General features: G+C 68.8%; 19 protein-coding genes and 2 pseudogenes. 7 read left to right on the top strand and 14 right to left on the bottom strand.

Going from position 1 to position 25,973, the window contains the following annotated elements:
- Positions 1-49 precede the first annotated feature (49 nt).
- The 9 genes and pseudogenes from ACFYW8_RS19360 to ACFYW8_RS19320 all read right to left on the bottom strand — a co-directional run.
- A complete protein-coding gene (locus ACFYW8_RS19360) occupies positions 50-514 on the bottom strand; it encodes a hypothetical protein (RefSeq protein WP_389076457.1) in 465 nt (154 codons plus the stop codon).
- A gap of 63 nt (positions 515-577) precedes the next feature.
- Positions 578-1,018, bottom strand: coding sequence for a hypothetical protein (locus ACFYW8_RS19355; RefSeq protein WP_389076454.1), 441 nt, complete (start codon positions 1,016-1,018; stop codon positions 578-580).
- Between the two features lie 203 nt (positions 1,019-1,221).
- Positions 1,222-1,689 carry a hypothetical protein gene (locus ACFYW8_RS19350; RefSeq protein WP_365870873.1) on the bottom strand — a complete coding sequence of 156 codons (468 nt, stop codon included), beginning with the start codon at positions 1,687-1,689 and terminating at the stop codon, positions 1,222-1,224.
- Between the two features lie 18 nt (positions 1,690-1,707).
- Positions 1,708-2,178: a hypothetical protein gene (locus tag ACFYW8_RS19345; protein ID WP_389076448.1), complete on the bottom strand. Its 471-nt coding sequence runs from the start codon at positions 2,176-2,178 to the stop codon at positions 1,708-1,710.
- Between the two features lie 98 nt (positions 2,179-2,276).
- Positions 2,277-2,720 (bottom strand): SUKH-3 domain-containing protein, encoded by a 444-nt coding sequence (locus ACFYW8_RS19340; protein WP_389076443.1) that lies wholly within the window; start codon positions 2,718-2,720, stop codon positions 2,277-2,279.
- Between the two features lie 2 nt (positions 2,721-2,722).
- The gene (locus ACFYW8_RS19335; RefSeq protein WP_389076439.1) at positions 2,723-7,333 is read right to left on the bottom strand and encodes a DUF6531 domain-containing protein; all 4,611 of its coding nucleotides are present in this window, start codon (positions 7,331-7,333) and stop codon (positions 2,723-2,725) included.
- A gap of 146 nt (positions 7,334-7,479) precedes the next feature.
- Positions 7,480-8,172: a hypothetical protein gene (locus ACFYW8_RS19330; protein ID WP_389076435.1), complete on the bottom strand. Its 693-nt coding sequence runs from the start codon at positions 8,170-8,172 to the stop codon at positions 7,480-7,482.
- Positions 8,154-8,354, bottom strand: a complete 201-nt coding sequence (locus ACFYW8_RS19325) for a DUF397 domain-containing protein (protein WP_389076431.1) — start codon at positions 8,352-8,354, stop codon at positions 8,154-8,156. Before ACFYW8_RS19325 ends, ACFYW8_RS19330 begins: the two co-directional genes overlap by 19 nt.
- Positions 8,351-8,518 (bottom strand): annotated as a pseudogene (locus ACFYW8_RS19320) (transcriptional regulator); the annotation flags it as partial. The gene ACFYW8_RS19325 and the pseudogene ACFYW8_RS19320, both read right to left, overlap by 4 nt.
- Between ACFYW8_RS19320 and ACFYW8_RS19315 the strand changes: the two are divergent.
- Together ACFYW8_RS19315 and ACFYW8_RS19310 are read left to right on the top strand one after the other, a co-directional pair.
- Positions 8,509-8,700, top strand: a pseudogene (locus ACFYW8_RS19315) (Uma2 family endonuclease); the annotation flags it as partial. The pseudogenes ACFYW8_RS19320 and ACFYW8_RS19315 sit on opposite strands and share 10 nt — an antisense overlap.
- Before the next feature lie 96 nt (positions 8,701-8,796).
- On the top strand, positions 8,797-9,816 hold the full coding sequence (locus ACFYW8_RS19310) for a hypothetical protein (RefSeq protein ID WP_365870878.1): 1,020 nt from the start codon (positions 8,797-8,799) through the stop codon (positions 9,814-9,816).
- Positions 9,817-9,990: 174 nt separating this feature from the next.
- Here the strand turns inward: ACFYW8_RS19310 and tuf are convergent, their stop codons facing one another.
- The 4 genes from tuf to rpsL form a co-directional block, all read right to left on the bottom strand.
- A complete protein-coding gene (tuf, locus tag ACFYW8_RS19305; protein ID WP_389076425.1) occupies positions 9,991-11,184 on the bottom strand; it encodes an elongation factor Tu in 1,194 nt (397 codons plus the stop codon).
- A gap of 143 nt (positions 11,185-11,327) precedes the next feature.
- Complete coding sequence (gene fusA / locus ACFYW8_RS19300; protein ID WP_365870879.1) at positions 11,328-13,457, bottom strand: elongation factor G; 2,130 nt, start codon at positions 13,455-13,457, stop codon at positions 11,328-11,330.
- Between the two features lie 39 nt (positions 13,458-13,496).
- Complete coding sequence (rpsG, locus tag ACFYW8_RS19295; RefSeq protein ID WP_003974303.1) at positions 13,497-13,967, bottom strand: 30S ribosomal protein S7; 471 nt, start codon at positions 13,965-13,967, stop codon at positions 13,497-13,499.
- A 3-nt stretch (positions 13,968-13,970) separates the two neighbouring features.
- The gene (gene rpsL, locus ACFYW8_RS19290; protein WP_003948652.1) at positions 13,971-14,342 is read right to left on the bottom strand and encodes a 30S ribosomal protein S12; all 372 of its coding nucleotides are present in this window, start codon (positions 14,340-14,342) and stop codon (positions 13,971-13,973) included.
- Between the two features lie 429 nt (positions 14,343-14,771).
- Between rpsL and ACFYW8_RS19285 the strand changes: the two genes are divergently transcribed.
- The 5 genes from ACFYW8_RS19285 to ACFYW8_RS19265 all read left to right on the top strand — a co-directional run bounded on the left by ACFYW8_RS19285 (position 14,772) and on the right by ACFYW8_RS19265 (position 21,948).
- Positions 14,772-15,473: a Crp/Fnr family transcriptional regulator gene (locus ACFYW8_RS19285; RefSeq protein ID WP_365870880.1), complete on the top strand. Its 702-nt coding sequence runs from the start codon at positions 14,772-14,774 to the stop codon at positions 15,471-15,473.
- Positions 15,474-15,777: 304 nt separating this feature from the next.
- Entirely contained in the window at positions 15,778-16,773 is a 996-nt protein-coding gene (locus tag ACFYW8_RS19280; RefSeq protein ID WP_389076416.1) for a hypothetical protein, read from the top strand.
- A complete protein-coding gene (locus tag ACFYW8_RS19275) occupies positions 16,770-18,950 on the top strand; it encodes a hypothetical protein (protein WP_389076412.1) in 2,181 nt (726 codons plus the stop codon). Before ACFYW8_RS19280 ends, ACFYW8_RS19275 begins: the two co-directional genes overlap by 4 nt.
- A 3-nt stretch (positions 18,951-18,953) precedes the next feature.
- Positions 18,954-20,483, top strand: a complete 1,530-nt coding sequence (locus ACFYW8_RS19270) for a PE-PGRS family protein (protein ID WP_389076408.1) — start codon at positions 18,954-18,956, stop codon at positions 20,481-20,483.
- A gap of 103 nt (positions 20,484-20,586) precedes the next feature.
- The gene (locus ACFYW8_RS19265; protein ID WP_389076403.1) at positions 20,587-21,948 is read left to right on the top strand and encodes a M48 family metalloprotease; all 1,362 of its coding nucleotides are present in this window, start codon (positions 20,587-20,589) and stop codon (positions 21,946-21,948) included.
- A 112-nt stretch (positions 21,949-22,060) separates the two neighbouring features.
- Here the strand turns inward: ACFYW8_RS19265 and ACFYW8_RS19260 are convergent, their stop codons facing one another.
- Positions 22,061-25,960 carry a DNA-directed RNA polymerase subunit beta' gene (locus tag ACFYW8_RS19260; protein ID WP_389076398.1) on the bottom strand — a complete coding sequence of 1,300 codons (3,900 nt, stop codon included), beginning with the start codon at positions 25,958-25,960 and terminating at the stop codon, positions 22,061-22,063.
- Positions 25,961-25,973 lie beyond the last annotated feature (13 nt).

The raw sequence follows: 25,973 nt of genomic DNA, 5'->3' as shown, positions 1-25,973 counted from the left end.
GGCTCACCGGCTCACACAGGCCTTGGACGCGATGCGGGCTTCCCCTGTGTCAGTGCCGTCGGCGCAGCGCCCGCCAGGCGTCCTCGACCGTCTCCACCGATCGCAGCCACCGGCTCTCCAGCTTGTTGCGCGCCTGCGACCGGATCTTCCACCATCTGAATCGCGGAGGCAGCTCCCGAAAGGGTACGAAGGTCAGGGTGTCGTTGATGGCGTACTCGGCGATGCTCCTGGGGCCCTCCGCGCGCAGTTCGGCGTACAGCTCGGGGGTCAGACGTCCGTTGAGTCGCGCGGCGGTGCCGGCCGCGGTGAACGCGAACGCGCGCTCAGCGAGATCCGGCAAGTGCATCGCCCTGACGATCCGGGGCGACGCCTCCTCCAGGGAACAGTTGAAGGCCAGCCCGATCACCGCGGTCCCGAGATGACCCTCACCTCGCTCGAACGCGGCGTCCACCTCGGCCGGGCCGTCGATACGTATCAGATCCTCGCCGGAGTCCCAGTCATGGCCGGACGTCATACCGATCCTTCATTGCTCCCTCTCGTGCCTGCGACCACGGCAATCCTCCGACCCGCCGATGGATCAATCCCACGGATCACGCAGCGGCCTGCGCTTCCACCACTGTGCGAGTTCCGCCTCGGGACTCGCCTCGGTCGGACGCACCCAGGCGCGCAGAGACCGCTCCGGATCCGGGACGCTCGCTGCCGTGAAGCGCTCGTCCAACCGCGCCAGCAACCGCCCCGGCGCACCCTCCCGGGCCTCCGCGGGCAACCCGAGCATCAACTGCTGCAGCGAGTCACGGGAGTCGAGGTCGTTCGCGTAGGCGCCGACGGGGTAGAAGTCGTCACTCGACCAGCCGGGCTCCATCCGGCGCACCACACGCTCCCATGACGCGAACCGATCCGCGACCGAATAGACGGGGGTCGTGATCCGCTCCCGCAACTCCGGCGCGACCCGGGACCGTTCCACCTCAAGACGCTCCGCGTCGCACCGGGCGACGGCCTCGACAATCTCGGCCGACAACCCCGTCCACACGGACCTCGTAGCCGGCGCGGACCGGAACACGTCGTACGGTTCACGCTTCCTGCCCCGCCGCGCCGGGATGGGCCCCTCTCCCTGCGTCAACGCCATTACTCCTTCCGTCGCTTCAGGAAGTCCTCATAGCCGCCGTCCCGTTTCCATGGTGTCGGCCTCCGCATCGCGGCGAGCGGTCCCTGTGACCGCGCTCAGGTACGGCGTCGGCGCAACGATCGCCAGGCGTCGCCGACGCCATCCTTGGACCGCATCCACCAGTACCCCAGTTTGTCCAACACGGTTGTCCGCACCATCTGCCACCTGAACCACGGCGGCAGCCGCCGGAACGGCACAAAGGTGAGAGTGTCCCTGATGGCGTTGTCGGCGATGCCGCCCGGACCTTCGGCACGCAGTGCGGCGTACAGCTCCGGCGTCAGCTCACCATGGATTCGGGACGCGGCGCCCGCCGCCGTGAACGCGAACCCCCGCTGAGCGCGGTCCGGCAGCGCCATCGCCCTGACGATCCGAGGCGAGGCCTCCTCCAGCGAACAGTTGAAGGCCAGCCCGATCACCGCCGACCCGAGAGGCCGCTCACCACGCTCGAAGGCGGCGTCCCACTCAGCAGGGTCGTCGACATGCGACACGCCCTCGCCGCTCTCCCAGTTCCACTCCGACGCCATGGACTGCTCCCCCTTCCCTCAGCGCCGTCTACGCAGGGCCTTCCAGGCATCACTGACCGCGTACGCGGACTCCAGCCGCCAAGTCTCCAGCTTGTCCAGCACCTTTGACACGGCCTTCCACCACTTGAGCCACAACGGCAGCTGCCGGAACGGCACGTAGTCGAGGGTGTCGTCGATGGCGTTCCCGGCGATGCTCCTACGACCGGGGCCTTCGGCCCGCAACGCCGCATACAGCTCCGGCGTCAACTCCCCGTTGAGCCGGGCAGCGACACCGGCCGCGGTGAAGGCGAACCCACGCTGGTCGCGGTCCGGCAACCCCATCGCCCTGACGATCCGAGGCGAGGCCTCCTCCAGCGAACAGTTGAAGGCCAGCCCGATCACCGCCGTGCCAAGGTGCCCCTCGCCGCGCTCGAATGCCGCGTCGACCTCGGCGGGATCGTAGATCCGCAGCAGGCCTTCGCCGCTTCCCCAGTCCCACTCCGGTGCCATGTCCGACTCCCCCGTGTCAGTGCCGTCGGCGCAGCGCCCACCAGGCGTCCTCGACCGTCTCCACCGATCGCAGCCACCGGCTCTCCAGCTTGTTCCTCCTAGCGGATTCCCTCGACCAGTTTCTCCAGCGCTCGGTCCGCGGTTTCCGCGAGCAGCGTGACGCTGTCCATGCCGATGAAGACCGCACCGTTCGGAGCGATGCCCAGGTAGCTGTTGCGACGGTCGGCTTCCCCGATCGGGTAGAGATCGGCGCCGGCCTCTTCGCTGAGCACGTCAAAGATTTCGTCGTCCCACTCGGCCACGGTCGGGTCGAGCCTGAACCCCATGCGGGCCATGGTTTTCCCAGGCCCTCGCTCGCTGCTCTCCAGCCCACCGAACTCGGCGAGGAACCTCCGAGCGCTCTCGTGCATCTCGAAGCCGCCGCGCTCGCGGAGCGCGCTTTCCCACTCGCCGGTGGGTACCGATCGGCCCGGCTGCCAGCCGGCCCCCCTCAAAACGCGATCCGTCTCCGCGGACCACCGCGAATCGATCTCCTGGCCCATTTCTAAGTCACCGCCGTAATCCCGAGCTGATCAAGCACATGTTGACATGAGGAGCACGGCGCCTTGGGCACACCGTGCTTTGGATTGCCCGCGGCACGTACTTCCACAGAGGCCATGACACCGCCTCGCGGGTCGACCCCGGCATTCATGGCGTCCGACAGCGCCTCCGCCTCGCCGCATCGCCCGTGCTGGCTGCCCGCTGGGCGCTGTCCCAGCGGAACCCGGTCGTAGGCAGCCTGTACGTCCGGGTGCAGATTGTGGTCGCCGCCGCCCTTGATACTGGCACCGCTGAACGGTGCGTCATGCCCCGGAACGGAAAGCCCGGCGGCACTTGTGGGTCTGGTCTGTTTACTGGCTCCCGGCCGAGCCTGCTCTTGGTCGGCCCGCCGTCGGGCGGCATCGCGCGCGGCGTTTTCACAAGCCGGCGACAGCCCGAACGGGTCCACGGCGGTGAGTGGATTCTGAACATATCCACGGGGGTTCGGCCCTGGTGCAAGACCAAGGGGGTCCAACGAGACGTACTGGCCCGTCTCCGGATCATAGTGCCGCTGATAGTTGTAATGGAGGGCCGTCTCAGGGTCTCGGTACTGGCCCGGAAAGGCGAGAGGGCAGTCCACACCAGCGGAATTACGACCCTCGAGCAACGCCCCCCATGCCGTCGCTCGCGCCTTCCACGCCAGCTCCCCGTGCTCACCGACGAGTTCGGTGGGAGTTCCGACGAGATCGGTCACGATGCCGTGGAACTGCTTGTCCACCCACTCCTGGGAGAGATCTTCCGAGAGCACCCTTTCGACCTGGGTGACAGGGCTGAACCGATCCCGCTCCCAGTCCCACACCGTGCAGGTGGACGCCCCGTCGCCAGACCTGACGACCTGCTCAGCCAGGACGAACCCGTCCCAGGCGAAGGTCACTTCCTCGACGACCGTCTCACCGTCGACACCAAGACGCCGTTTGGCGATACGTCGTCCGAACGGGTCGTACTGATAGACCCACTTGGTACCGTCGGGCGTGGTCACCGCGACCAGACGATCCTGGCTGTCCCAGGTGTAATGCCAGACATCGGCCTTGCGCGACAGGCGCTTCTTGCGCCTGACCGTCACCCGGCCTTGGGCGTCGTATTCATAGCGGATTCCCCCGACCCTGCGAACCCACCCGCTTTCGTTCTGTTGCGCGGGTCGGCCAGCCGTGTTCTGCCGGCATTCGCCTTGCAGAACGTTGCCCGCGGCGTCGTACACATAGCGTTCCGACCAGGCCGCCGCCCTGACACCGGTGATCCGGCCCAGGTCGTCGACTTCGACCGCACGATCGCCGTCGATCGAGTCACTGATCGCGGCGACCGCGCCATCCGGGTGATACCGGTATGCGCGGTGCTGGATCAGGCCCGGTTCGAGCTGCTCCGACCGATCGGTGTGTGCCGTCAGCGTCTGCGAGTTCAGCCTGCCGCCCGCTCCCCAGGCCTGGCTCAGTACGGCAGCGCCCATGCGGCGCTCGACCTCCCGCCCGGCCTCGTCGTACGCGAACGTGACGGTTCTGCCTGCCGTTCGCAGCAGCACCGGTCTGTCCCGTCCGTCGTACTCCCAGACGCTCTCGGCATTCGACGGCGTCACCCGGCGGGTCCGTCTGCCGAGCGAGTCGTAGGCAGAGCGCACGGTGGCGCCGTTGCAGGTCTCGGCGAGCACCCGCCCACGGCCGTCACGCTCGTATGTCAGCTCCGTCCGGCCGCTGACCACGCGGTACACGTTGCCGACCGGGTCGTAGGCATAGGTCGTGACCCCTTCGGGGGTCCGCTGCTCCACTACCTTGCCGAAGTGGTCACGAACGTACTCGACGGACTGATTCTCACCGTTGGTCTGCCCGGCGAGCCGACCGGCCGCATCGAAGCGATAGCTCTGCGAACGTCCGGCGTAGTCCTGCTCGCGGACCAGTCTGCCCGAGGCGTCATAGAAGTAGCGCCATGCGGCGCCGAGTTGGTTGCTGACCGAAGTGACGCGCAGTTCGGCGTCATAGGAGAACTCCAGGCGGGAGCCGTCGGAGTCGATTCGGGCCACGGGCAGATCGAATCCGCCGTACTCGAAGCGTGTCACGTGTTCCAGGGCGTCCACGCGCTCAAGGACGTTGCCCTCGCCATCGTAGACGCGGCGTTCCGTGCCACCATCAGGAAGATCGCAGTGGCTCAACCGGCCTTCCCGCGTCCAACCGAATCGGGTTACCGCCCCGTCCGGAGCGGTCTCGGCAACCACTCTGCCGAACGCGTCACGCTCGTACCGTGTCGTCGCGCCCTCGGCATCGGTGGACGCGACCGGCAACCCCGTCGCGTCGGGCTCCACAAGAGCGGTGCGGCCGACGGCGTCGGTCACGGCGGTGAGCGCACCGATCGCGTTGTACCGGTAGGAGATCCGGGCTCCCGTGGGGTCCGTCTCGCCCGTCAGGTTGCCGCACGTGTCGTACTCCATGTGCCAGACGTGGCCGTCGGCCTGGATCACCGACACAGGCCGGCCGAACGCGTTGTTCTCCGCCGACTCCCGATGGCCGTCCGGTCGGACGACCGCCGTCGGCGCGCCCTGATCGTCGTACTCGTAACGCGTCGTCTGACCGAGCGGATCCGTGCGGGAAAGCAATCGGTCGTATCGGTCCCACTCCGAACACGTCGTGTGGCCAAGAGGATCCGTCACGGCGACGAGTTGGTACAACTCGTTGTGGCGATAGGCCGTCGTGTTGCCGAGTGCATCGGTGTATCGCGTTTCGAGGTGTTCCTCGTCGTACGCGATCGTGCAGGAGAGGAGCCCGTCGGTGCCCTCGCCACGTATGCAGCGGTCCTGGTCGTCGTAGGTGAAGCGGTACCAGTAGCCGTTCCGGTCGGTCCACGACGTGATGCGTGCCTGGTTGTCGTACGTGAGGTTCAACGGCAAACCGCTGGAGTTGTAGATCTCGGTGAGGTCGCCATCGGGACTGTAGCCATAGCGCCTCAGAACCGAGCCCTCCGGGCCGTCCTCCGGGTTGCGCAGACGGATCCGGACGACGCGGTCTCCCTCGGTATCGACGTGGAGATGCCGACCGCCGGAGTCACGTACGGCGACTGGGACGCCGGCTGCGTCACGGTCGAAATCGATGCGGAGGCCATTGCGGTCGGTGATCGCGGCAACCGGCAGCGTGAACGCTTCGTCTACCGCGGCCGGCGCCGTCCGAGGGGCGAAGTGCCGGGTGATGCCTGTGACCGGATCGGTGATGCGAATCGGGGCATCGGGCGTGCCGTCCCAGTCCAGTGGCCAGCGGGGACCCTCCAACGGCAGGACCGTGGCGCCTGGTTCGGGCACCGGGTAGAGGAGGATCATGCCGTCCTCCACGGCGAAGGCCGCACCCTCTTCGTCCAGTTCAAGGCGTTCATCCAGGGTCGAAGCCCAGGACGCGCCGAAGGAACGGCCCCACCGGTACGTCGAAAGATGCGTACGCCGCAGAACAAGTGGGAGCAGTCCGGGCAGTTCGACGTCGGTCTCCTCCATGAGCATCTCGCCGGAGACCATGTCGATCGGGTCGCCCTTCTTGGTGCGTCCCAGGGCTCGCTTACCCTTGCTCACCGCGTCGTCGATCCCGCGCCGAAGGCCGCCCTTCCCCAAGCCCTTCGCCATGGCTTTGAGGCCGCCCTTGCCAAGGGTTTTCATGCCCTTGGCGAGTTTGCCGAGGCTGGTGATCCCCTTGCCGCCGGGTATGCAGTCCAGCGCCGCGAAGCCCACATCCCATAGGGACGCCTGGCCCTTCGCGTATTTGTTCAGCGTGTCGGCGAGGACGACGAGGGCGGCGATCAGCACGATCGCGCCGAGGATCGGCCCCCCGATGATCATCGCGATGATCCCGACCACGGCCACGACGACCTTGCAGACCGCGACGATGGTGTCCCAGTTGTCGGAGAACCAGTCCCCGACCTCCTCCCACCACTTCCGGTTGTGAATACCGGCGTCCGAAGCTTCGTCGATCTTCGACTTGGCGTCCCGCGCGGCCTCCTCCCGCATCTTGCGGGCGTCCGCGGCCATCTTCTTCGCCGCGTCCAGCGCACTGTTCGCGTTCGTCACATCCGACTGAGCCGAGGTCTGCGCCGACTTCGCGTGCTGGGCGTCCCGGGCCGCGGCCCGTACCTTCGCCTCGTCCGGCTTCTCGGTGTCCTTGCTGCCGGTCGGATCGTCCTTGTACTTGTCCGCTTCCTTGCCGGCCTTGGTCACCCACGAATCAGCCGACGACAGACGGGACTTGGCGGACGACAGATCGGACCGCGCCTCGCGGCCCCTGGCGAGCGCCTTGTCCGCCAGGGCCTGGGCACGCTCCAGCTTCGGCCAGTAGTCGGCGAGCGCGTCCCCCGCCATCTCGTACGACTTCTTCAGCTTCCTCAGCTGCTTCGGCACACCCGAGAACTCGTCCTGGAACGCCTTCGCCGACTTCCCCGCCCACTGCAGGACGGCGTCCTCGTCCGCCATCCCCTTGATGAGCCGGAGCGCGTCCGAGACGTCGTCGGCGAAGTCGTGCAGGTTCTTGGCCAGGTGGCGCACCCGGTCCGGATCCCCCGGAGTGGGGTCCTTGTCCAGGTCCAGGACATCCCAATCCGTCGGCCGATTCCCCGCCACGCCGCAACCCCCGTCACGTTCGCCTCAGTAACTCTCGTACGCATCAGCGAATTTACCCGAGCACGAGGACATGTGTGGATCAAGCCACCGCCGGACCGGGCAACCAACTCGGTCGGCCCGTGCGTCACTTCGGCGTCGGACGCGACTCACGTATACGGATCGATCACAGCTTCCAGGCCATGGGCGTACGCCCTGAACTGGGTCTTGGCCTCGGCACTTGAGGAGGAGTCAGGGCGCAGGGTGTCCGGCAGGGACGTGACACGCCACATCCGGAAGGTGTCCGCCACCGCCCGGTCGCTCCGGACACCCAGCAACGATCCCGCCGTCCGCACGGCCTCGACGACCAGAGGCACAGCCCTGTCGGGACCAGGGCCTCTCACGGTGGCCGTTCCCACCAAAGCGTCCATGAAAGCCACCAGTTGGAGGTCCCCGCCCATGCGGACCATGCGCCGCAGTACGGCTGGATCACCGACCTCGGGAGGGTAGTTCTCGATGCATCCCGAGTAGATCGTGAGGTACTCGGCCGTCACCTCATGGCCTTCGTTCCATCCTCCCTGGCTCTCGAAGGCGGCCATCGTCTCGGGAGAGAAGTCGCCGATGGTCCGAACCAGTGCGAGGAGCCGATCGACCTCGTCCCGGTGAGCCGCCACGAAGTCGGCGAGTGACACGTCCCGCAGAACCCTCGCCGCCGATTCCGTCACCGCGCCGAGCTCCAGAATCCCCCACAGCGGGGCGAACACGTCATAGCCGAGTCCCGTTTCCGAGATCGGCGCCTGGACGTGGCCCGTCGCCGCAGACCAGCGCGAGCCGTTCTCCTGACTCACGCTTGAGTGGCGCACGGGAGGAAGGCTGCCCACGCGGTGGAGGCGAATGTGAGGTGCGGGCCCTGGGGGTTCTTGGAGTCACGGAGGTGGATCTTGGTGGGGGTGGGGCCCATCTCGACGCATTCGCTGCTGTTGCTGTAGCTGCTCTTGAACCACTTCAGCTCGGAAGCTTCCCCGACCGAGGTCCCGTGGGTCATGTCTCTCCCAGCACTTGCTCGATGAAGGCCAGCGACTCCCTCGGGGTGAGGGCTTGGGCCCGGATCATGCCATACCGCAGTTCGAGGATCCGCAGGTCTCTTGGGTCCGAGACAGGGCGGCCGTTGAACGCGCCATCGGAACGCCCGACTGCCGTACCCTCTGATCGGCATCCCCGTCTACGCCGTCTTCGACCCCCGCACCGGCACGGGCGCCGTCCTCAGCGACATCCACTGCACCCCCGAGGGGCCGCGCTATGCGACCCGCAAGGACTTCGTCTACGGCGAGGACGTCACCATCGCCGAGTGGACCATCTCGACCCGGAACCTGCCCCGCTACCGGAGCTAGCCCGGCCGACGAACGGCACGCTCCCCCGGACTGGCGGCTGCACTCCGGGAAGCCCCCTTCGGCAGGTGGGCGACCTCTCCCCCGTACCCTCTCCCCATGCCCCGCACGACTCCGCCCCGCCCCCTCGAAGTCACCGCCCTCTTCCCCGAGTTGGCGCCGCTGGCCCGTACCGCGGTCCGGCTGCACCCCCGTCCCGGCGCGCCCACCGCCGCCGACAGTTCGATCGGCGGCCCTCTGCTGTGGCCCGCCGATGAGCCCTGGCCCACGTGCCCGGATCACGCCGGACCCTCGCACCGCGGTGTCACCCCCGACGACGTACTGCTGAGGCGGCGCATCCTCGCCGAGGCCTGGGCCCGCCCCCGGGCCGAGGACGCCGACCTCCTCAGCCCCGAGGAGCGGCTGCACGTCGACCGCGCCGCCGCCCGTACACGCATCGCCCAGGACGGCCCGGTCCCGCTGATCCCCGTGGTGCAGCTGTACGCCGCCGACGTTCCCGAACTGCCCCGTCCCGCCGGTACCGACCTGCTCCAGTTGCTGTGGTGCCCCTTCGACCACGCCGAGGACTACCTCCCCGCGGTCCGGCTGCGCTGGCGGGCCTCCTCCGACGTCACCCGGCCCCTCGCGGCCGCCCCTCAGCCGTCGGTCGTCGGCAACAGCGACTATCTCCCCGAGCCCTGCGTCCTGCACCCGGAGACGGTCGTCGAGTATCCGGCCCCGCACGAGCTACCGGAGGACCTGGCCGAGCGGATCGAGGAGTGGGAGGTGGAACAGAATCCGGAGGAGCTGGACGACATCGACGTCGTGTACTACCAGTACGACCTCAGCCTCGCCCCCGGCTGCAAGCTCGGGGGCCACGCGCCCTGGAGCTTCAGCGACCCGTTCCCCATGGCCTGTTCCGAGTGCGGCGCGGACGTACGCCCGCTGCTCACGATCGACGGCGTCGAATGGGACGGCGGCAACGGCAGCTGGCGCCCGGTCGAAGACGCCGGCTACGACGGTCTGCACTTCCTCGGGCCGGCCTGCGCCACCCAGCTGAACATCGGACGCGGCTACAACCTGCAGGTCTACGTGTGCACGGCCTCGTACGACCATCCGCATGTGCAGAACATGCAGTGAGGGTCCCCGCCACGTGACCATCGGCGCCGACGGGCGACGGACACGTCGATCGGCCGGTGACGGACATTCCGCCGGGTGGCGGGTGACGGACACAGCGAAAGGGCCCGTACGACCGAAGTCGTACGGGCCCTTTCTGGAGCTCTTGAAGGAGCTACCAGGTCATACGGTCAACAATTACTTGTTGATCTTGGTGACCTGGCCGGCGCCCACGGTCCGGCCACCCTCACGGATGGCGAACTTCAGGCCCTCTTCCATGGCGACGGGCTGGATGAGCGAAACGGTCATCTCAGTGTTGTCGCCCGGCATGACCATCTCCGTGCCCTCGGGGAGGGTCACAACACCGGTCACGTCAGTCGTACGGAAGTAGAACTGGGGACGGTAGTTGTTGAAGAACGGCGTGTGGCGGCCACCCTCGTCCTTGGACAGGATGTAGGCCTGGGCCTCGAACTCGGTGTGCGGCGTGACCGAACCCGGCTTGATGATGACCTGGCCGCGCTCGACGTCCTCGCGCTTGATGCCACGGAGGAGCAGACCGACGTTCTCACCGGCCTGGCCCTCGTCGAGCAGCTTGCGGAACATCTCGATGCCGGTGACCGTGGTCGTGGTCTTGTCCTGCTTGATGCCGATGATGTCAACGGTCTCGTTGACCTTCAGGACACCACGCTCGATACGGCCGGTGACGACCGTACCGCGACCGGTGATCGTGAAGACGTCCTCGACGGGCATGAGGAACGGCTTCTCGGTGTCACGCGGCGGGGTCGGGATCGCCTCGTCGACGGCGGCCATGAGGTCCAGAACGGTCTGGCCCCACTCCTTGTCGCCCTCGAGCGCCTTGAGCGCCGAGACCTTGACGACCGGAAGGTCGTCGCCCGGGAACTCGTACTCGGAGAGGAGCTCACGGACCTCGAGCTCGACGAGCTCCAGGATCTCCTCGTCGTCCACCATGTCGGCCTTGTTCAGGGCGACGACGATGTACGGAACGCCGACCTGACGGGCCAGGAGCACGTGCTCCTTGGTCTGCGGCATCGGGCCGTCGGTCGCGGCGACGACGAGGATGGCGCCGTCCATCTGCGCCGCACCCGTGATCATGTTCTTGATGTAGTCAGCGTGACCGGGGCAGTCGACGTGGGCGTAGTGGCGGCCCTCCGTCTGGTACTCGACGTGCGCGATCGAGATCGTGATACCGCGCTGGCGCTCCTCGGGAGCCTTGTCGATCTGGTCGAAGGCCGAAGCCTCGTTCAGGTCCGGGTACGCGTCGTGCAGCACCTTGGTAATGGCGGCCGTGAGGGTCGTCTTACCGTGGTCGATGTGACCGATGGTGCCGATGTTGACGTGCGGCTTAGTCCGCTCGAACTTTGCCTTCGCCACTGGGGTCCTCCTGCGGAGTGGTTCTGGTACGCCTTACTCATCGGCGCCAGGTGATCTTTGCTGGGATGCCGCCCGCCGGGGTTTTCCCTTCCGGGTGAGCCCCGGCGGTCGGTGTCAAGCCTAAAGCGTGTAAACGGGGTGTGTTACTCGCCCTTGGCCTTCGCGATGATCTCCTCGGCGACGTTCCTGGGAACCTCGGCGTAGGAGTCGAACTGCATCGAGTAGCTTGCGCGACCCGAGGTCTTGCTACGGAGGTCTCCGACGTAGCCGAACATCTCCGAGAGCGGCACCAGACCCTTGACGATCCGGGCGCCCATACGCTCCTCCATGGCCTGAATCTGACCACGGCGGGAGTTGATGTCGCCGATGACCTCACCCATGTAGTCCTCGGGCGTGGTGACCTCGACGGCCATCATCGGCTCAAGAAGCACGGGAGAAGCCTTGCGCGCGGCCTCCTTGAAGGCCTGCGAACCGGCGATCTTGAACGCGAGCTCCGAGGAGTCGACCTCGTGGTAGCCACCGTCGAGAAGAATGACGCGGACGCCAGTCATCTCGTAGCCGGCCAGGATGCCGAACTGCATGGCTTCCTGCGCACCGGCGTCCACCGACGGGATGTACTCACGCGGGATACGCCCACCGGTGACCTTGTTCACGAACTCGTACGCCGGACCATCGGTCTCGGTGATGGGCTCGATCGCGATCTGCACCTTGGCGAACTGACCGGTACCACCGGTCTGCTTCTTGTGCGTGTAGTCGTGACGCTCGACGCCCTTGCGGATCGTCTCGCGGTACGCGACCTGCGGCTTGCCGACGTTGGCCTCGACCCGGAACTCGCGCTTCATACGGTCGACCAGCACCTCGAGGTGCAGCTCGCCCATACCGCCGAGGATGGTCTGGCCCGTCTCCTCGTCCGAGTGGACGTGGAAGGAGGGGTCCTCCTCCGCGAGACGCTGGATGGCGACACCCAGCTTCTCCTGGTCACCCTTGGACTTGGGCTCGATGGCGACCTGAATGACCGGCGCCGGGAAGTCCATGGACTCCAGGATGACCGGGTTCTTGTCGTCGCACAGCGTCTCACCGGTGGTGGTCTGCTTCAGGCCCATGACGGCGACGATGTCGCCGGCGCCCACCGCTTCGATCTCCTCACGCTTGTTCGCGTGCATGCGGTAGATCTTGCCGATGCGCTCCTTCTTGCCCTTGACGGAGTTCAGCACCGCGGTGCCAGTCTCCAGGCGGCCCGAGTAGACCCGGACGAAGGTGAGCTTGCCCAGGTGCGGGTCGCTCATGATCTTGAACGCGAGCGCGGACAGCGGCTCGTCGACGGACGGCTTGCGCTTGACGACGACCTCAGGGTCCTTCACGTCGTGGCCCTCGATGGCCTCGACGTCAAGCGGGGTCGGAAGGTAGCGCACGACCGCGTCGAGCAGGGGCTGGACGCCCTTGTTCTTGAACGCGGTGCCACAGAACACCGGGGTGACCGTGACGTCGGTGGACTTGCCGGACGCGATGGTGACACGACGGATCGCGGCGTACAGCTGCTCCTCGGTGGGCTCCTGGCCCTCCAGGAACAGCTCCATGATCTCGTCGTCGTGCTCCGCGACGCCCTCGACCAGCTTGCCGCGGTACTCCTCGGCAGCCTCGGTGTGCGTGGCCGGGATGTCGACGACGTCGTACATCTCGCCCTTCGCCGCCTCGGCGGACCACACGAGCGCCTTCATGCGGACCAGGTCCACAACGCCCTTGAAGTCCATCTCGGCACCGATCGGAAGCTGCATGATCAGCGGCACCGCACCGAGGCGGTCCTTGATCATGTCGACGCAGCGGTGGAACTCCGCGCCGGTCCGGTCGAGCTTGTTCACGAAGCAGATGCGCGGCACGCCGTAACGGTCGGCCTGACGCCACACCGTCTCGGACTGCGGCTCGACACCCGCGACACCGTCGAACACCGTGACCGCACCGTCGAGGACGCGGAGCGAACGCTCCACCTCGACCGTGAAGTCGACGTGCCCCGGGGTGTCGATGATGTTGATCGTGTAGTCGTTGTCCTCAAGCGGCCAGTGACAGGTGGTGGCAGCAGAGGTGATCGTGATGCCACGCTCCTGCTCCTGCTCCATCCAGTCCATGGTGGCGGCGCCGTCGTGGACTTCACCGATCTTGTAGCTGACGCCGGTGTAGAAGAGGATCCGCTCGGTGGTGGTCGTCTTGCCCGCGTCGATGTGAGCCATGATCCCGATGTTGCGGACCCTGGCCAGGTCAAGTGAAGTGGTAGCCATAAGGCTTCAGTCTTCTCTCGGTCTCGATGTGGGTAGCGACTACCAGCGGTAGTGCGCGAAGGCCTTGTTGGACTCGGCCATCTTGTGGGTGTCCTCACGCTTCTTCACAGCGGCACCAAGGCCGTTGGAGGCGTCGAGAAGCTCGTTGAGCAGACGCTCGGTCATGGTCTTCTCGCGACGGGCGCGCGAGTAACCGACGAGCCAGCGCAGCGCGAGCGTGTTGGCGCGACCGGGCTTGACCTCGATCGGAACCTGGTACGTCGCACCACCGACACGGCGGGACTTGACTTCGAGCGTGGGCTTGATGTTCTCCAGCGCGCGCTTCAGCGTGATGACCGGGTCGTTGCCCGTCTTCTCACGCAGACCCTCCATGGCGCCGTAGACGATGCGCTCGGCGGTGGAGCGCTTGCCGTTGAGCAGCACCTTGTTGATGAGGGAGGTCACCAGAGGGGAACCGTAGACCGGGTCGATGATGACCGGGCGCTTCGGGGCGGGGCCCTTACGAGGCATTTTCTACTTCTCCTTCTTGGCGCCGTAGCGGCTGCGGGCCTGCTTGCGGTTCTTGACACCCTGGGTGTCCAGGGAACCTCGGATGATCTTGTAACGAACACCCGGCAGGTCCTTCACACGGCCGCCGCGCACGAGCACGATGGAGTGCTCCTGCAGGTTGTGTCCCTCACCCGGAATGTAAGCCGTGACCTCGATCCCGCTGGTCAGACGCACACGCGCGACCTTACGCAGGGCCGAGTTCGGCTTCTTCGGGGTGGTCGTGAACACACGCGTGCAGACGCCGCGACGCTGGGGCGAACCCTCGAGTGCGGGCGTCTTGTTCTTCTCGACCTTGTCCTGCCGGCCCTTCCGGACCAGCTGCTGGATCGTAGGCACTACTTCTCCGGTTTCTGTGTGCCGAATGGTGGAGCTAACCTGGAACGCCACCGACCCACGCGGTCGGGTGTGTCGAATACTGCGAACCCTCGCCGCGAGGCGAAAAGGGCGCAGATTGCGGTGGCCGCTTACGGCTCCCCTTGCGGTCTGAAGGCACGCACGAGAGCCAGGGCACACCCCAGGCACAAGGTAAGAGCGTACCTACCTCACGGACTTCGGTCAAAACAAATGCCGTGGTGCCCGACACGCCGGACTTCTCCCGATCCATTCTCGGGGCTGTTCACGCCTGGCGCAGCTTGTCACCGGTTCAGCGGTGAAGCTCCCGATTCCGAGCGCACCGCACACACTGGGTGAGTACGTTGACCGGTTGCTGCGCGTTGGTCACTGTGCGTCGGCCGCGAGGCCGACCGGGGGATGGGGGACGGACTCATGGCGGCTGCGCCTTTACCCGGGGACGAGAGCCTGGACGACCGGGTGCCGTTCCTGGCGCGCCTGGAGAGCGAGGACCGCTCCGCGCTGCTTTCGCTCGGGCGCGAGCTGTCCTTCACGCCCCGGATGGTGCTCCTGCACCAGAGCGAGCCCTCCTCGCACGTGCTGATCGTGACGCACGGCTGGACGAAGGTCACGGCGTCCGCCGCCAACGGCTACGAAGCCCTGCTCGCGCTGCGCGGCCCCGGCGACATCGTCGGCGAGTCCGCCGCGCTCACCGGCCGGCCGCGCTCCGCGACGGTGACGGCCCTGGAGCCGGTCCGCACGGTCGCGCTCGTGCGCGAACACTTCAAGGACTTCCTGGCCCGCTCCCCCGCGGTCTCCTTCGCCCTCCTCGGCCTCACCTCGGACCGCACCCGCGCCGCCGACCGCCGGCGTCTGGAGTTCGCCTCCATGAGCGTCCGCGAGCGCTTCGCCGCGCTCCTCCTCGACCTGGCCCGTACGAACGGCCGCCGCACGGAGGAGGGCATCGAGCTCTCCGTCCCGCTGAGCAAGCAGGAGCTGGCGGGCTCCGTGGGAGCGTCGCGGGAGATGGTCCAGCGCCTCCTGAAGGAACTCCGCGAGCGGGGCGTGGTGCTGACGGGCCGGCGGACGATGGTGATCCTGCGTATGGACGTGCTGCGGCGGATCGCCCGGGGCTGACCCTCTGGCACCTGGGACAGCCGTGCCCGATGGAACTCTGACACCCGGGACGCCCGAGCCCGGGGGACCTCTGGCACCTGGGCCCCCGGCCCGGTGGACCTCCGGCGCCTGGGACGCCCGAGCCGGATGGACCTCCGGCACCCGGAACACCCGAGCCCGGGGGACCTCCGGCACCTGGTGCGCCCGTGACCGATGACCGCTTCTGTGCATACGGTCACACTTCGAGTGGGACATCCGCCCTCACACCCGCCCCACCGGTGACGCCAACCTGCTTGCCAGGCGAGGCCCCCACCGAAAGGCGACCATGACCGACCCCGTGAGCCGGACGATCCTCCTGCTGGACATCGAGACGTACAGCGACCGGGACGACGTCGAGCAGGCCTATCTGCGCCGGATGCTGTACGACATCACGGACCGCGCGCTGGAGAGCGCCGGCATCGATGAACGGCTGCGCCTGCGCGCCGACCGCGGTGACTCGGTGATGGAGCTGATCGACGCCAACGCCCCGGTCACGGGCCTGCTGCGCTCCCTGCTCACCGAGGTCCCCGCCCAGCTCCGCACCGTCAACCGGACCGCGTCCAGCTCCGCCCAGATCCGGCTGCGCGCCGTCGTCGCCACCGGATACGTCGCCGTCGACGCGTACGACGGCTGGGTCGGCTCCGACCTCAACCACGCCTGCCGGCTCCTCGACGCCCAGCTGCTGCGCGCGGCCCTGCGGGAGCGGCCGGACGACTTCGCCCTGTGCGTCTCGGAGAGCGTGCACGCGGGGATCGTGCGGCACGGCCACCCGGGCATCCCGGCGGACGGCTTCCACCCGGTGACGGTGGACAGCAAGAACGGACCCCTGCGGGCCTGGCTGCACGGCCCGGTTCCGTACAGGGCGGGCGATCACCGGGAAGCCCACGACGAAAGCCACCACGAAAGACGGGGAACCCCGGCGCCGGGCGGCTCGGGGGAGCGCCCGGCGTCGGCGGTGGCGGGGGCCCCGGACCCGGAGGCAGGAGCGGGGTCCGGGACAGGCCTGCGGACGGGGACAGGGGGCGAGCCAGGAACGGCGGCAGCGGCGGCAGCGGCAGAGACCCCGGGCTCGGACCGGCCCGAGTCCCGGCCCGAATCCCGGTCCGAGTCCCGGGTCGAGCCCGAGCAGCCCGCCGCGGCCGCCGGGAACGTCGTCTTCAACTTCGGCGGCGGCTCCCCCAGTTTCGGCGGCAGCCTCGTCGCGGGGGACCAGCACGGGGTGTCCGGCGGGCAGGTCACCGGGGACGTCCACCTGGGCAGGAGCGGGGGTGACCCGGCATGACGGTGCCTCCGCCCACGACACGGGGCGCCCTGGACGACATACCACCGCCGGAGCGGCAGTGGCCGGGAGAACCGCACCCGGCCTCCGAGGCGGGCGCCGACTCCGGCGAGCCCGAGGAGCGCACCCAGGAGGCCAGGGCCGCGCAGCGCGAACTCGTCGCGCACACCCCGGGATTCATCTTCAGCGAGGCCGCGTCCTTCGGCGGCAGCCTGGTCGGCGGGGCCCAGCACGGAGTGTCGGCGGGCGGCTCGGCCCGTGACGTGTTCATGGGCGGCAAGACGGAGATCCACCACCACGGCACGGCGTCCGCCTCAGCGGCGTACGTCTCCGGGGAGATCCCCCGGCAGCGGCTCGACGCGCTCGCCGGAGTCTTCGTCGAGGGCCCCTCCTTCGCCGCCGCCCTGGCCCGGCTGCGCGACGAGCGCGTCCTCGTCCTCACCGGCGCCCACTCCACCGGCCGCTACGCCGCCGCGCTGATGCTCCTGCACCACCTGGGCGTGCCCGCCGTACACGCGCTGTCCGCCGAGACCGGCCCGGCGAACCTGGGCGCCCGGCTCACCGCGCCCGGCGGGCACGTCCTGCGCGATCTGCCGCTGAGCCGCAACCGTCCGCTGCGGGAGACCCATCTGTACGCGGCCCGCGACCGGCTCACGAGGGCCGACGGGTATCTGGTGGTGACCCTGGAGAACTCTCCGTTCCTGCTGGGGGTCACCCCCTCCCGCTGGGAACCGCCGGAGGCGGCCGAGGTGCTGCGCGCCCACCTGGCCGATCTGCGGAAGGATCCGGGAGACAACGCCGGTCTGCTCGCCCTGGCCCCCGTCCGCGACTTCCTCGCGCGCGGCGCCCACCGCCCCGCCGAGGTCGCCCGGTTCGCCCTGGAGGTCGCCCGCTACGACGGCGGCGAGGAGGCGGCGGCCCGCCTCGCCGACTTCGGGCACGCGGCCGTCGAGCAGCAGTGCCGGGAGTGGCTCAGCGACCCCGAGGCCACCCTGCGCGACAAGGCCTTCCTCATCTCTCTCGCCGTCTTCGACCAGGCGCCGTACGTACTCGCCGCCGAACTCGCCGACAAGCTGTACGTGCACTTCCAGCGGCTCCAGCATCCCGAACAGCCGCCGGAGATCCCGCTGTTCGGCCTCGCCGCCGAAACCCGGCTGGAGCGGGCGCGGGCCGGGGGCGAGGTACGGGACGAGGCCACCGAGTGGGGCTCGGTGCCGCAGTTCACGGCCTACTTCAAGAAGGAGAACACCCCGCGTCTGCTGCTCGGGGAGGTGTGGACGGGCCATCCGTCGGCGCGGCCCGCGCTGGTCTCCTGGCTGAAGGAGCTGGCCCGCGACAGCCGCCCGGTCGTCCGTACCCGGGCCGCCGCGGCCGCCGCGCTGCTGGCCCGCGCCGACCTGCCCTCGGCGGTGGCGCTGCTGATCGACGGCTGGGCGGTGTCGAAGGCCTTCGGTCCCCGGGTCACCGCCGCGAACACCCTCACACTCGCCCAGCTCCTCGACGCGCCCGTCGTACTGCGCCTGCTCACCCAGTGGTGCACGGACACCCACTGGGCCCGCCGCTGGACCGCGATCCGCGCCTTCGGCCTGCTCACCCCGCTGCGCCCGGACCTCGCGGGCCCGGCACTGAGCGCGCTCGCCGCCCGCGCCCGCGCCGGAGGCAGCGGCAGGACCGAGTCGAACAACCTGATCGACTCCACCGCCCTGCTGCTCTCGGTCGGCGCCCGGCGTGGCGAGATGCTCTCCGAGCTGGTGCGCCTGCTCCACCACGACACGGCCTCGGTCCGGGCGCTCGCGCTGGCCGCGTTCGTGCGCGCCTGCGACAACGCCGAGGAGGGCGCGCTCGTCGAGTGGTACGCCGACACCGGCATGTACGAGGTGGACTCGGCCCGCGACCTGGCCACCCTCTGGCGGACCGCGCTCGGTGACCGCGGGCACACCCGCGGCGCCCTGGACGCCCTGCACACCTGGGTGCGGCTGGCCGAGCGCCGGGCGGACGTCGCACAGGCCCTGGAGCTGCTGCTGCCCGCGCTGGTCGTCACCGCGGACGACCTCAGGCGCCTGAGCCACGAACTGGTCAACCTGCGCGCCCCGGACGGCGGCCCGCGCCCACCGGTGGCCGACCGCCTGCTCGGCCTCCTGATCCCCTCCACCTCCACCCCAGATCCATCGAGGAGTTGAACCATGGCGGAGTTCCGCCGTCAGCCGGAGTGGCAGCAGGACGCCAACCGGCACACCGCGCTCATCGACCCGGTGCTCACCGTGCGGCCGATCGCGCGCTTCGACCACACGGTCCGCCGCGCGGTCACCGCGATCGACCACGCGCTGGTCTTCGTCACCGCGAAGGGCACGTACGACGTCTACACGCCGCCGCACCGGCCGAGCCGCTCGGAGGCGGCCACCCGCCGCTACACATCCGTGTACGAGGTGGACATGGGCAGCCACCCCGTGCAGCTCGCCCTGGAGGTGCCGAGCGACGACGACGCGTTCTCCTTCGGCGCCACCGCGGACCTGACCTGGCGGGTCTCGGACCCGATCGCGTACGTGGCGAGCGGCGAGCGCGACGTGCCGACCCGGCTCACCCGTGAACTGCACCAGCTCGCGCGCCCGGTGTGCCGCGCCTTCTCCATCGAGGACAGCCCGGCCGCCGAGCGCGCGGTCCAGCAGGCCGTGGAGAGCGGCGGTTTCGCGGCGGGCATCGGGCTCGCCGTGACCTGCGCCGTACGACTGCGGCTGGACGACGAGGCGATCGCGCACCGCCGCCGGCAGCGGAGCCTGCGCTACGAGTCGGACATGCTCGATCCCGAGCACGAGTTCCGGCTCCGGCTGGCCCGGCAGCAGCACGAGCTGGAGATCCTGCGCCAGCAGCAGGACCACCAGCTGATCACCGAGAAGATCAACTTCTACCAGTACCACCTCCAGCACGGGGGCGTCGCCGCCTGGGCCCTGCACCTCTCCCAGCACCCCGAGGACACGAAGATGGTCATCGGGTCCATCCAGAAGGACCAGCTGGCCCTCATCAGAGGCCAGCTGCAGGTCATCGCCGGGGACACCCTGGAGGACTTCCAGAAGGCGGAGTCGGCCCGCTCGACCCTGCGGGCCGTCGACGAGCTGATCCAGCAGCAGGCGCCTCCGGGGCCGCGGGAGGGGCAGGGGGCACTGCCTGCCGGGGCTGCGCCCGGAACGCCGCAGACGCCGCCCCAGCCGCCGTATCCGGGCCAGCCTCCGCACCCCGGCCCGTCGCCCCGGACGCCGGACGCCGGACAGGCACCGTACGGCGACCGTCCTCCGTACGAGGGTGGCCGTCCTCCGTACGCCGGGCAGCCCCCCTACGCCGGGCAGCCCCCGTACGCGGGAGGTCCGCCGCCCTCCTCGGGGCAACCGTCGTACGACGCACAGCCGCTCCGCACCGGCGTTCCGGCGCCGTACGCCGGACAGCCCCCCTACGCGGGCGCTCAGCCGCCGTACACCGGCGCCCCGGACGCGGGGCCCGGCCCGACTCCGTGGCAGCACGGCAGCCCCACCTCGTACGGACCGCCGTCCGCACCGTCGGCCTCGCCCTCGTACGGACCGCCCGCACCCTCCCCGTCGCCGTACGCCACCCCCGGACCGGCTCCCGCCGTGCCCCCGGTACCGGGCGGCCCGGACGACGCCCGGTCCGTCGTACCGCCCGCCGCGCCGTCGCCGGACGCCGCGCAGGGCGAGCCCGCGTGACCTCACCCGGCTCGACACCGCAGGCGCCTGTCGTCCCACCGCCGAGCGCACCGCTCATCGGCTGACGTCCCGCACAGCCACCAGCCACACCGAAGGAGCCCGCATGTCCCAGCCCCCCGGCCCGGCCCCCGCGTCCCCCGAGCCCCGATACCCGGGAACCAACGATCCGCCACCCCAGCACCCGTGGTCCGCCGCTCCCCCACCGCAGTACCCCGGGGGGCCCGGAACGGGCGCACCGGGACCGCAGTACCCGGGGGCGACAGGGCAGCCCCCTCGGTACCCCCGCGATCCCGGACCGCAGTACCCGGGGACGACAGGGCACCCGCCCCAGTACCCGGGGACCGGCGGTCCCGCACCGCAGTACCCGGGCTCCGGCGCGCCCTCGGCACATCAGCAGGCGGCCCACCATCAGACGGCGGCGCCTCCGCCGCAGTACCCGGGGACTGACGCGCGGTACGCGGGTCAGCAGCCGCCACCGGCACCGTTCGTCCCGCGGCCCGCCGTCGCGCCCGACGATCTCGACTACCGCCACCAGGGCTCACGCGTTCATCTGGCGAGCCATCAGCGGGGTGCCGACGCCACCGCCATCGGGCAGCTCGCGACACAGATCCCGGGGGCCCTGGTGAGCCTCGCCGTGGTGTCGGCCCTCGCGCTCGGACTGTTCGGCACGGTCGTGGGCTGGCTGGTCGTGGTGGCCTGGCTGGCCTCCGGGGCGCTCGTCTTCCACCGGCCCACCGAGCTGCGCTTCGCCCGTCACGTGCTCAGGCTGCGGACGCCGCTGGCCGAGGAGCGGGCCCGGCTGGAGCCGATCTGGCGCGAGGTCGCGGCCCGGGCGGGTATCGAGGCGGGTACCTACGAGTTGATGGTGGAGAACAGCGACGACCTGAACGCGGTCGCGGTCGCCGGCCATGTCGTCGGCGTCACCACCTACTCCCTCAACCGGATTCCCAGCAGCAACCTCGCCGCCGTACTGGCCCACGAACTCGGCCACCACACCGGCGGCCACGCCTGGGCCGGGCTCCTCGGCTACTGGTACTCGCTGCCCGGCCGGCTCGCCTGGGCGTTCACCCGCGGGATGGCCAGAATCGCGCTCGCCGTCGCCGGGGTCTTCTCGGCGGCCGCGACCGGGCTGCTGATCCTCTTCATGGGGATGTTCGTGCTCACCGGGTTCCTCGTCGCCTGGTACATCACCATCCCCCTCGTCGTCGCGCCCTACCTCCTCGCCTACGCGGGCCGCCTCGGCGAACTGCGCGCCGATCAGCAGGCCGCGGCCCTCGGCTTCGCACCCGAGATGGCCGAGGTCCTGCACCACTTCCAGGCCGAGGAGGACGCCGCGAAGGCGGCTGCCGTCACCCAGGGCAGGAAGCTCCAGGAGCCCGGCGGCCTCGCCAGGCTGCTCTCCACCCACCCCGACAACTACACCCGGCTGCGCGCCCTGGAGCCGTATCTCCAGCTCCCGCACTAGGGCCACGCCCGGAGCGGAGCGGACCGCGACCCGGAACGGGAACGCGAACGGGAACGCCGAAGGGCGGTCACCCCGTCGGGGATGACCGCCCTTCGTACTGACTGCCTACTGCCTACTGGTTGTACGGACCGTAGTCGTAGTCCTCCAGCGGGACGGCCTGGCCGGAGCCGGTGCCGAACGGCGAGTAGTCGATGTCGTCGTAGCCGACGGCCGAGTACATCGCGGCCTTGGCTTCCTCGGTCGGCTCGACCCGGATGTTGCGGTAGCGGGACAGACCCGTACCGGCCGGGATGAGCTTACCGATGATGACGTTCTCCTTGAGGCCGATCAGGGAGTCGGACTTGGCGTTGATCGCCGCGTCCGTCAGAACCCTGGTCGTCTCCTGGAAGGACGCCGCCGACAGCCACGACTCGGTCGCCAGCGAGGCCTTGGTGATACCCATCAGCTGCGGACGGCCGGAGGCCGGGTGGCCGCCTTCCTGGACCACACGACGGTTCTCGGTCTCGAACTTCGAACGCTCGACCAGCTCGCCGGGCAGCAGCTCCGCGTCGCCCGACTCGATGATCGTCACACGGCGCAGCATCTGCCGGATGATGATCTCGATGTGCTTGTCGTGGATCGACACACCCTGCGAGTTGTAGACCTTCTGGACCTCGCCGACCAGGTGGACCTGGACGGCACGCTGACCCAGGATGCGCAGCACGTCGTGCGGGTTGGTGGCACCCACGGTGAGCTTCTGGCCCACCTCGACGTGCTCGCCCTCGGCCACCAGGAGACGGGCGCGCTTGGAGATCGGGAACGCCGTCTCCTCGCTGCCGTCGTCCGGGGTGACGACGAGCTTCTTGGTCTTCTCGGTCTCCTCGATCCGCACGCGGCCGGAGGCCTCGGAGATCGGGGCGACACCCTTGGGCGTACGGGCTTCGAAGAGCTCGACGACACGGGGCAGACCCTGGGTGATGTCGTCACCGGCCACACCACCGGTGTGGAAGGTACGCATCGTCAGCTGGGTACCGGGCTCACCGATGGACTGGGCGGCGATGATGCCGACCGCCTCACCGATGTCGACCAGCTTGCCGGTGGCCAGCGAGCGGCCGTAGCACATGGCGCAGGTGCCGACGGCGGACTCACAGGTCAGGACCGAACGGGTCTTGACCTCCTCGATGCCGTGCTTGACGAGCTCGTCGATGAGGACGTCGCCGAGGTCGGTGTTGGCCGGGGCCAGCACCTTGCCGTCGACGGTGATGTCCTCGGCCAGCGCACGTGCGTACACGCTGGTCTCGACGTTCTCCGTCTTGCGCAGCACGCCGTCCTCGCCGCGCTCGGCGATGGCCAGACGCAGACCACGGTCGGTGCCGCAGTCCTCCTCGCGGATGATGACGTCCTGCGAGACGTCGACCAGACGACGGGTGAGGTAACCCGAGTCGGCGGTACGCAGAGCGGTGTCGGCCAGACCCTTACGGGCACCGTGGGTGGAGATGAAGTACTCCAGCACGGACAGACCTTCACGGAAGGACGCCTTGATGGGACGCGGGATCGTCTCGTTCTTGGCGTTCGACACCAGACCACGCATACCGGCGATCTGACGCATCTGCATCATGTTGCCTCGTGCGCCCGAGTTCACCATCATCGAGACCGGGTTGGTCTTCGGGAAGTTCGCGTTCATCGCCTCGGCGACCTCGTTGGTCGCCTTGGTCCAGATCGCGATGAGCTCCTGCGTGCGCTCTTCCTTGGTGATCAGACCGCGCTCGTACTGCTTCTGGACCTTCTCGTCCAGGTCCTCGTAGCCCTTGACGATCGCGCGCTTCGCATCCGGAACGACGATGTCGGAGATGGCCACGGTGACGCCGGAACGGGTCGCCCAGAAGAAGCCGGCCGCCTTCAGGTTGTCGAGCGTCGCCGCCACGATGACCTTGGGGTAGCGCTCGGCGAGGTCGTTGACGATCTCGGAGAGCTGCTTCTTGCCGACCTCGTAGTCGACGAACGGGTAGTCCTCGGGCAGCAGCTCGTTGAAGAGCGCGCGGCCCAGGGTCGTACGCAGCCGGAAGGTGTCACCCTGCTGCCACTCCGGGTCGCCCTCTTCCCGCGCCGGCGGGGTCCAGCCGCGCGGCGGGATAGTGCCCACCGGGAAGCGGATGTCCACGCGCGACTGCAGCGAGAGCTCGCCGGCGTCGAACGCCATGATCGCCTCGGCCACGGAGGCGAAGGAGCGGTCCTCGCCCTTCACGTTCCGCAGGTCGCCGTCGGTGGTCAGGAAGAACAGACCGAGGACCATGTCCTGGGTCGGCATCGTGACCGGGCGGCCGTCGGCCGGCTTGAGGATGTTGTTCGAGGACAGCATCAGGATGCGGGCCTCGGCCTGCGCCTCCGCGGAGAGCGGCAGGTGGACGGCCATCTGGTCACCGTCGAAGTCCGCGTTGAACGCGGTGCAGACGAGCGGGTGGATCTGGATGGCCTTGCCCTCGACCAGCTGCGGCTCGAAGGCCTGGATGCCGAGGCGGTGCAGCGTCGGCGCACGGTTCAGCAGAACCGGGTGCTCGGCGATGACCTCTTCCAGGACGTCGTAGACGACCGTGCGGCCGCGCTCGACCATCCGCTTGGCGCTCTTGATGTTCTGCGCGTGGTTCAGGTCGACCAGGCGCTTCATCACGAACGGCTTGAAGAGCTCCAGCGCCATGGCCTTCGGCAGACCGCACTGGTGCAGCTTCAGCTGCGGACCGACGACGATCACGGAACGCGCGGAGTAGTCCACACGCTTGCCGAGCAGGTTCTGACGGAATCGACCCTGCTTGCCCTTGAGCATGTCGGACAGCGACTTCAGCGGACGGTTGCCGGGGCCCGTGACCGGGCGACCACGACGGCCGTTGTCGAAGAGCGCGTCGACGGCCTCCTGAAGCATGCGCTTCTCGTTGTTCACGATGATCTCGGGGGCACCGAGGTCAAGGAGTCGCTTCAGACGGTTGTTCCGGTTGATCACACGGCGGTACAGGTCGTTCAGGTCGGAGGTCGCGAAGCGGCCACCGTCCAGCTGCACCATCGGGCGAAGGTCCGGCGGGATGACCGGCACGCAGTCGAGCACCATGCCCTTGGGGCTGTTGCTGGTCTGCAGGAACGCGGAGACGACCTTGAGGCGCTTGAGCGCGCGGGTCTTCTTCTGGCCCTTGCCGGTGCGGATGATCTCGCGGAGGCGCTCGGCCTCCTCGTCGAGGTCGAAGGACTCCAGGCGCTTCTGCAGCGCCGCGGCACCCATCGAACCGTCGAAGTACGTGCCGAAGCGGTCACGCAGCTCACGGTAGAGGAGCTCGTCGCCCTCCAGGTCCTGGACCTTGAGGTTCTTGAAGCGGGTCCACACCTCGTCGAGACGGTCGATCTCGCGCTGCGCGCGGTCGCGCAGCTGCTTCATCTCACGCTCGGCGCCTTCGCGCACCTTGCGGCGCACGTCGGCCTTGGCACCCTCGGCCTCGAGCTCGGCCAGGTCGGTCTCGAGCTTCTTGGCGCGGGCCTCGAGGTCGGCGTCGCGGCGGTTCTCGACCTGCTGACGCTCGACGGAGACGTGGGCCTCCAGCGAGGGCAGGTCGCGGGTGCGGCGCTCCTCGTCGACGTACGTGATCATGTACGCGGCGAAGTAGATGACCTTCTCGAGGTCCTTCGGGGCGAGGTCGAGCAGGTAGCCAAGACGCGACGGAACGCCCTTGAAGTACCAGATGTGGGTGACGGGAGCGGCGAGCTCGATGTGGCCCATCCGCTCACGGCGCACCTTGGCGCGCGTGACCTCGACGCCACAGCGCTCACAGATGATGCCCTTGAAGCGGACACGCTTGTACTTGCCGCAGTAGCACTCCCAGTCCCGGGTCGGACCGAAGATCTTCTCGCAGAAGAGTCCGTCCTTTTCGGGCTTGAGGGTGCGGTAGTTGATGGTCTCGGGCTTCTTGACCTCGCCGTGGCTCCACTGACGGATGTCGTCAGCGGTGGCCAGACCGATCCGGAGCTCATCGAAGAAGTTGACGTCGAGCACTATGCGTCAATCC

The organism is Streptomyces sp. NPDC002742, assembly GCF_042888885.1.
Classification (GTDB): Bacteria; Actinomycetota; Actinomycetes; order Streptomycetales; family Streptomycetaceae; genus Streptomyces.
This window is presented reverse-complemented; position numbering and strand designations above follow the sequence as displayed.

Excerpts from the sequence above, each read along its gene's own strand:
- ACFYW8_RS19360 (WP_389076457.1), bottom strand. The coding sequence starts at position 514 with ATGACGTCCGGCCATGACTGGGACTCCGGCGAGGATCTGATACGTATC.
- ACFYW8_RS19350 (WP_365870873.1), bottom strand. The coding sequence starts at position 1,689 with ATGGCGTCGGAGTGGAACTGGGAGAGCGGCGAGGGCGTGTCGCATGTC.
- ACFYW8_RS19345 (WP_389076448.1), bottom strand. The coding sequence starts at position 2,178 with ATGGCACCGGAGTGGGACTGGGGAAGCGGCGAAGGCCTGCTGCGGATC.
- ACFYW8_RS19340 (WP_389076443.1), bottom strand. The coding sequence starts at position 2,720 with ATGGGCCAGGAGATCGATTCGCGGTGGTCCGCGGAGACGGATCGCGTT.
- ACFYW8_RS19325 (WP_389076431.1), bottom strand. The coding sequence starts at position 8,354 with ATGACCCACGGGACCTCGGTCGGGGAAGCTTCCGAGCTGAAGTGGTTC.
- ACFYW8_RS19310 (WP_365870878.1), top strand. The coding sequence starts at position 8,797 with ATGCCCCGCACGACTCCGCCCCGCCCCCTCGAAGTCACCGCCCTCTTC.
- fusA (WP_365870879.1), bottom strand. The coding sequence starts at position 13,457 with ATGGCTACCACTTCACTTGACCTGGCCAGGGTCCGCAACATCGGGATC.
- rpsG (WP_003974303.1), bottom strand. The coding sequence starts at position 13,967 with ATGCCTCGTAAGGGCCCCGCCCCGAAGCGCCCGGTCATCATCGACCCG.
- ACFYW8_RS19285 (WP_365870880.1), top strand. The coding sequence starts at position 14,772 with ATGGCGGCTGCGCCTTTACCCGGGGACGAGAGCCTGGACGACCGGGTG.
- ACFYW8_RS19280 (WP_389076416.1), top strand. The coding sequence starts at position 15,778 with ATGACCGACCCCGTGAGCCGGACGATCCTCCTGCTGGACATCGAGACG.
- ACFYW8_RS19275 (WP_389076412.1), top strand. The coding sequence starts at position 16,770 with ATGACGGTGCCTCCGCCCACGACACGGGGCGCCCTGGACGACATACCA.
- ACFYW8_RS19270 (WP_389076408.1), top strand. The coding sequence starts at position 18,954 with ATGGCGGAGTTCCGCCGTCAGCCGGAGTGGCAGCAGGACGCCAACCGG.
- ACFYW8_RS19265 (WP_389076403.1), top strand. The coding sequence starts at position 20,587 with ATGTCCCAGCCCCCCGGCCCGGCCCCCGCGTCCCCCGAGCCCCGATAC.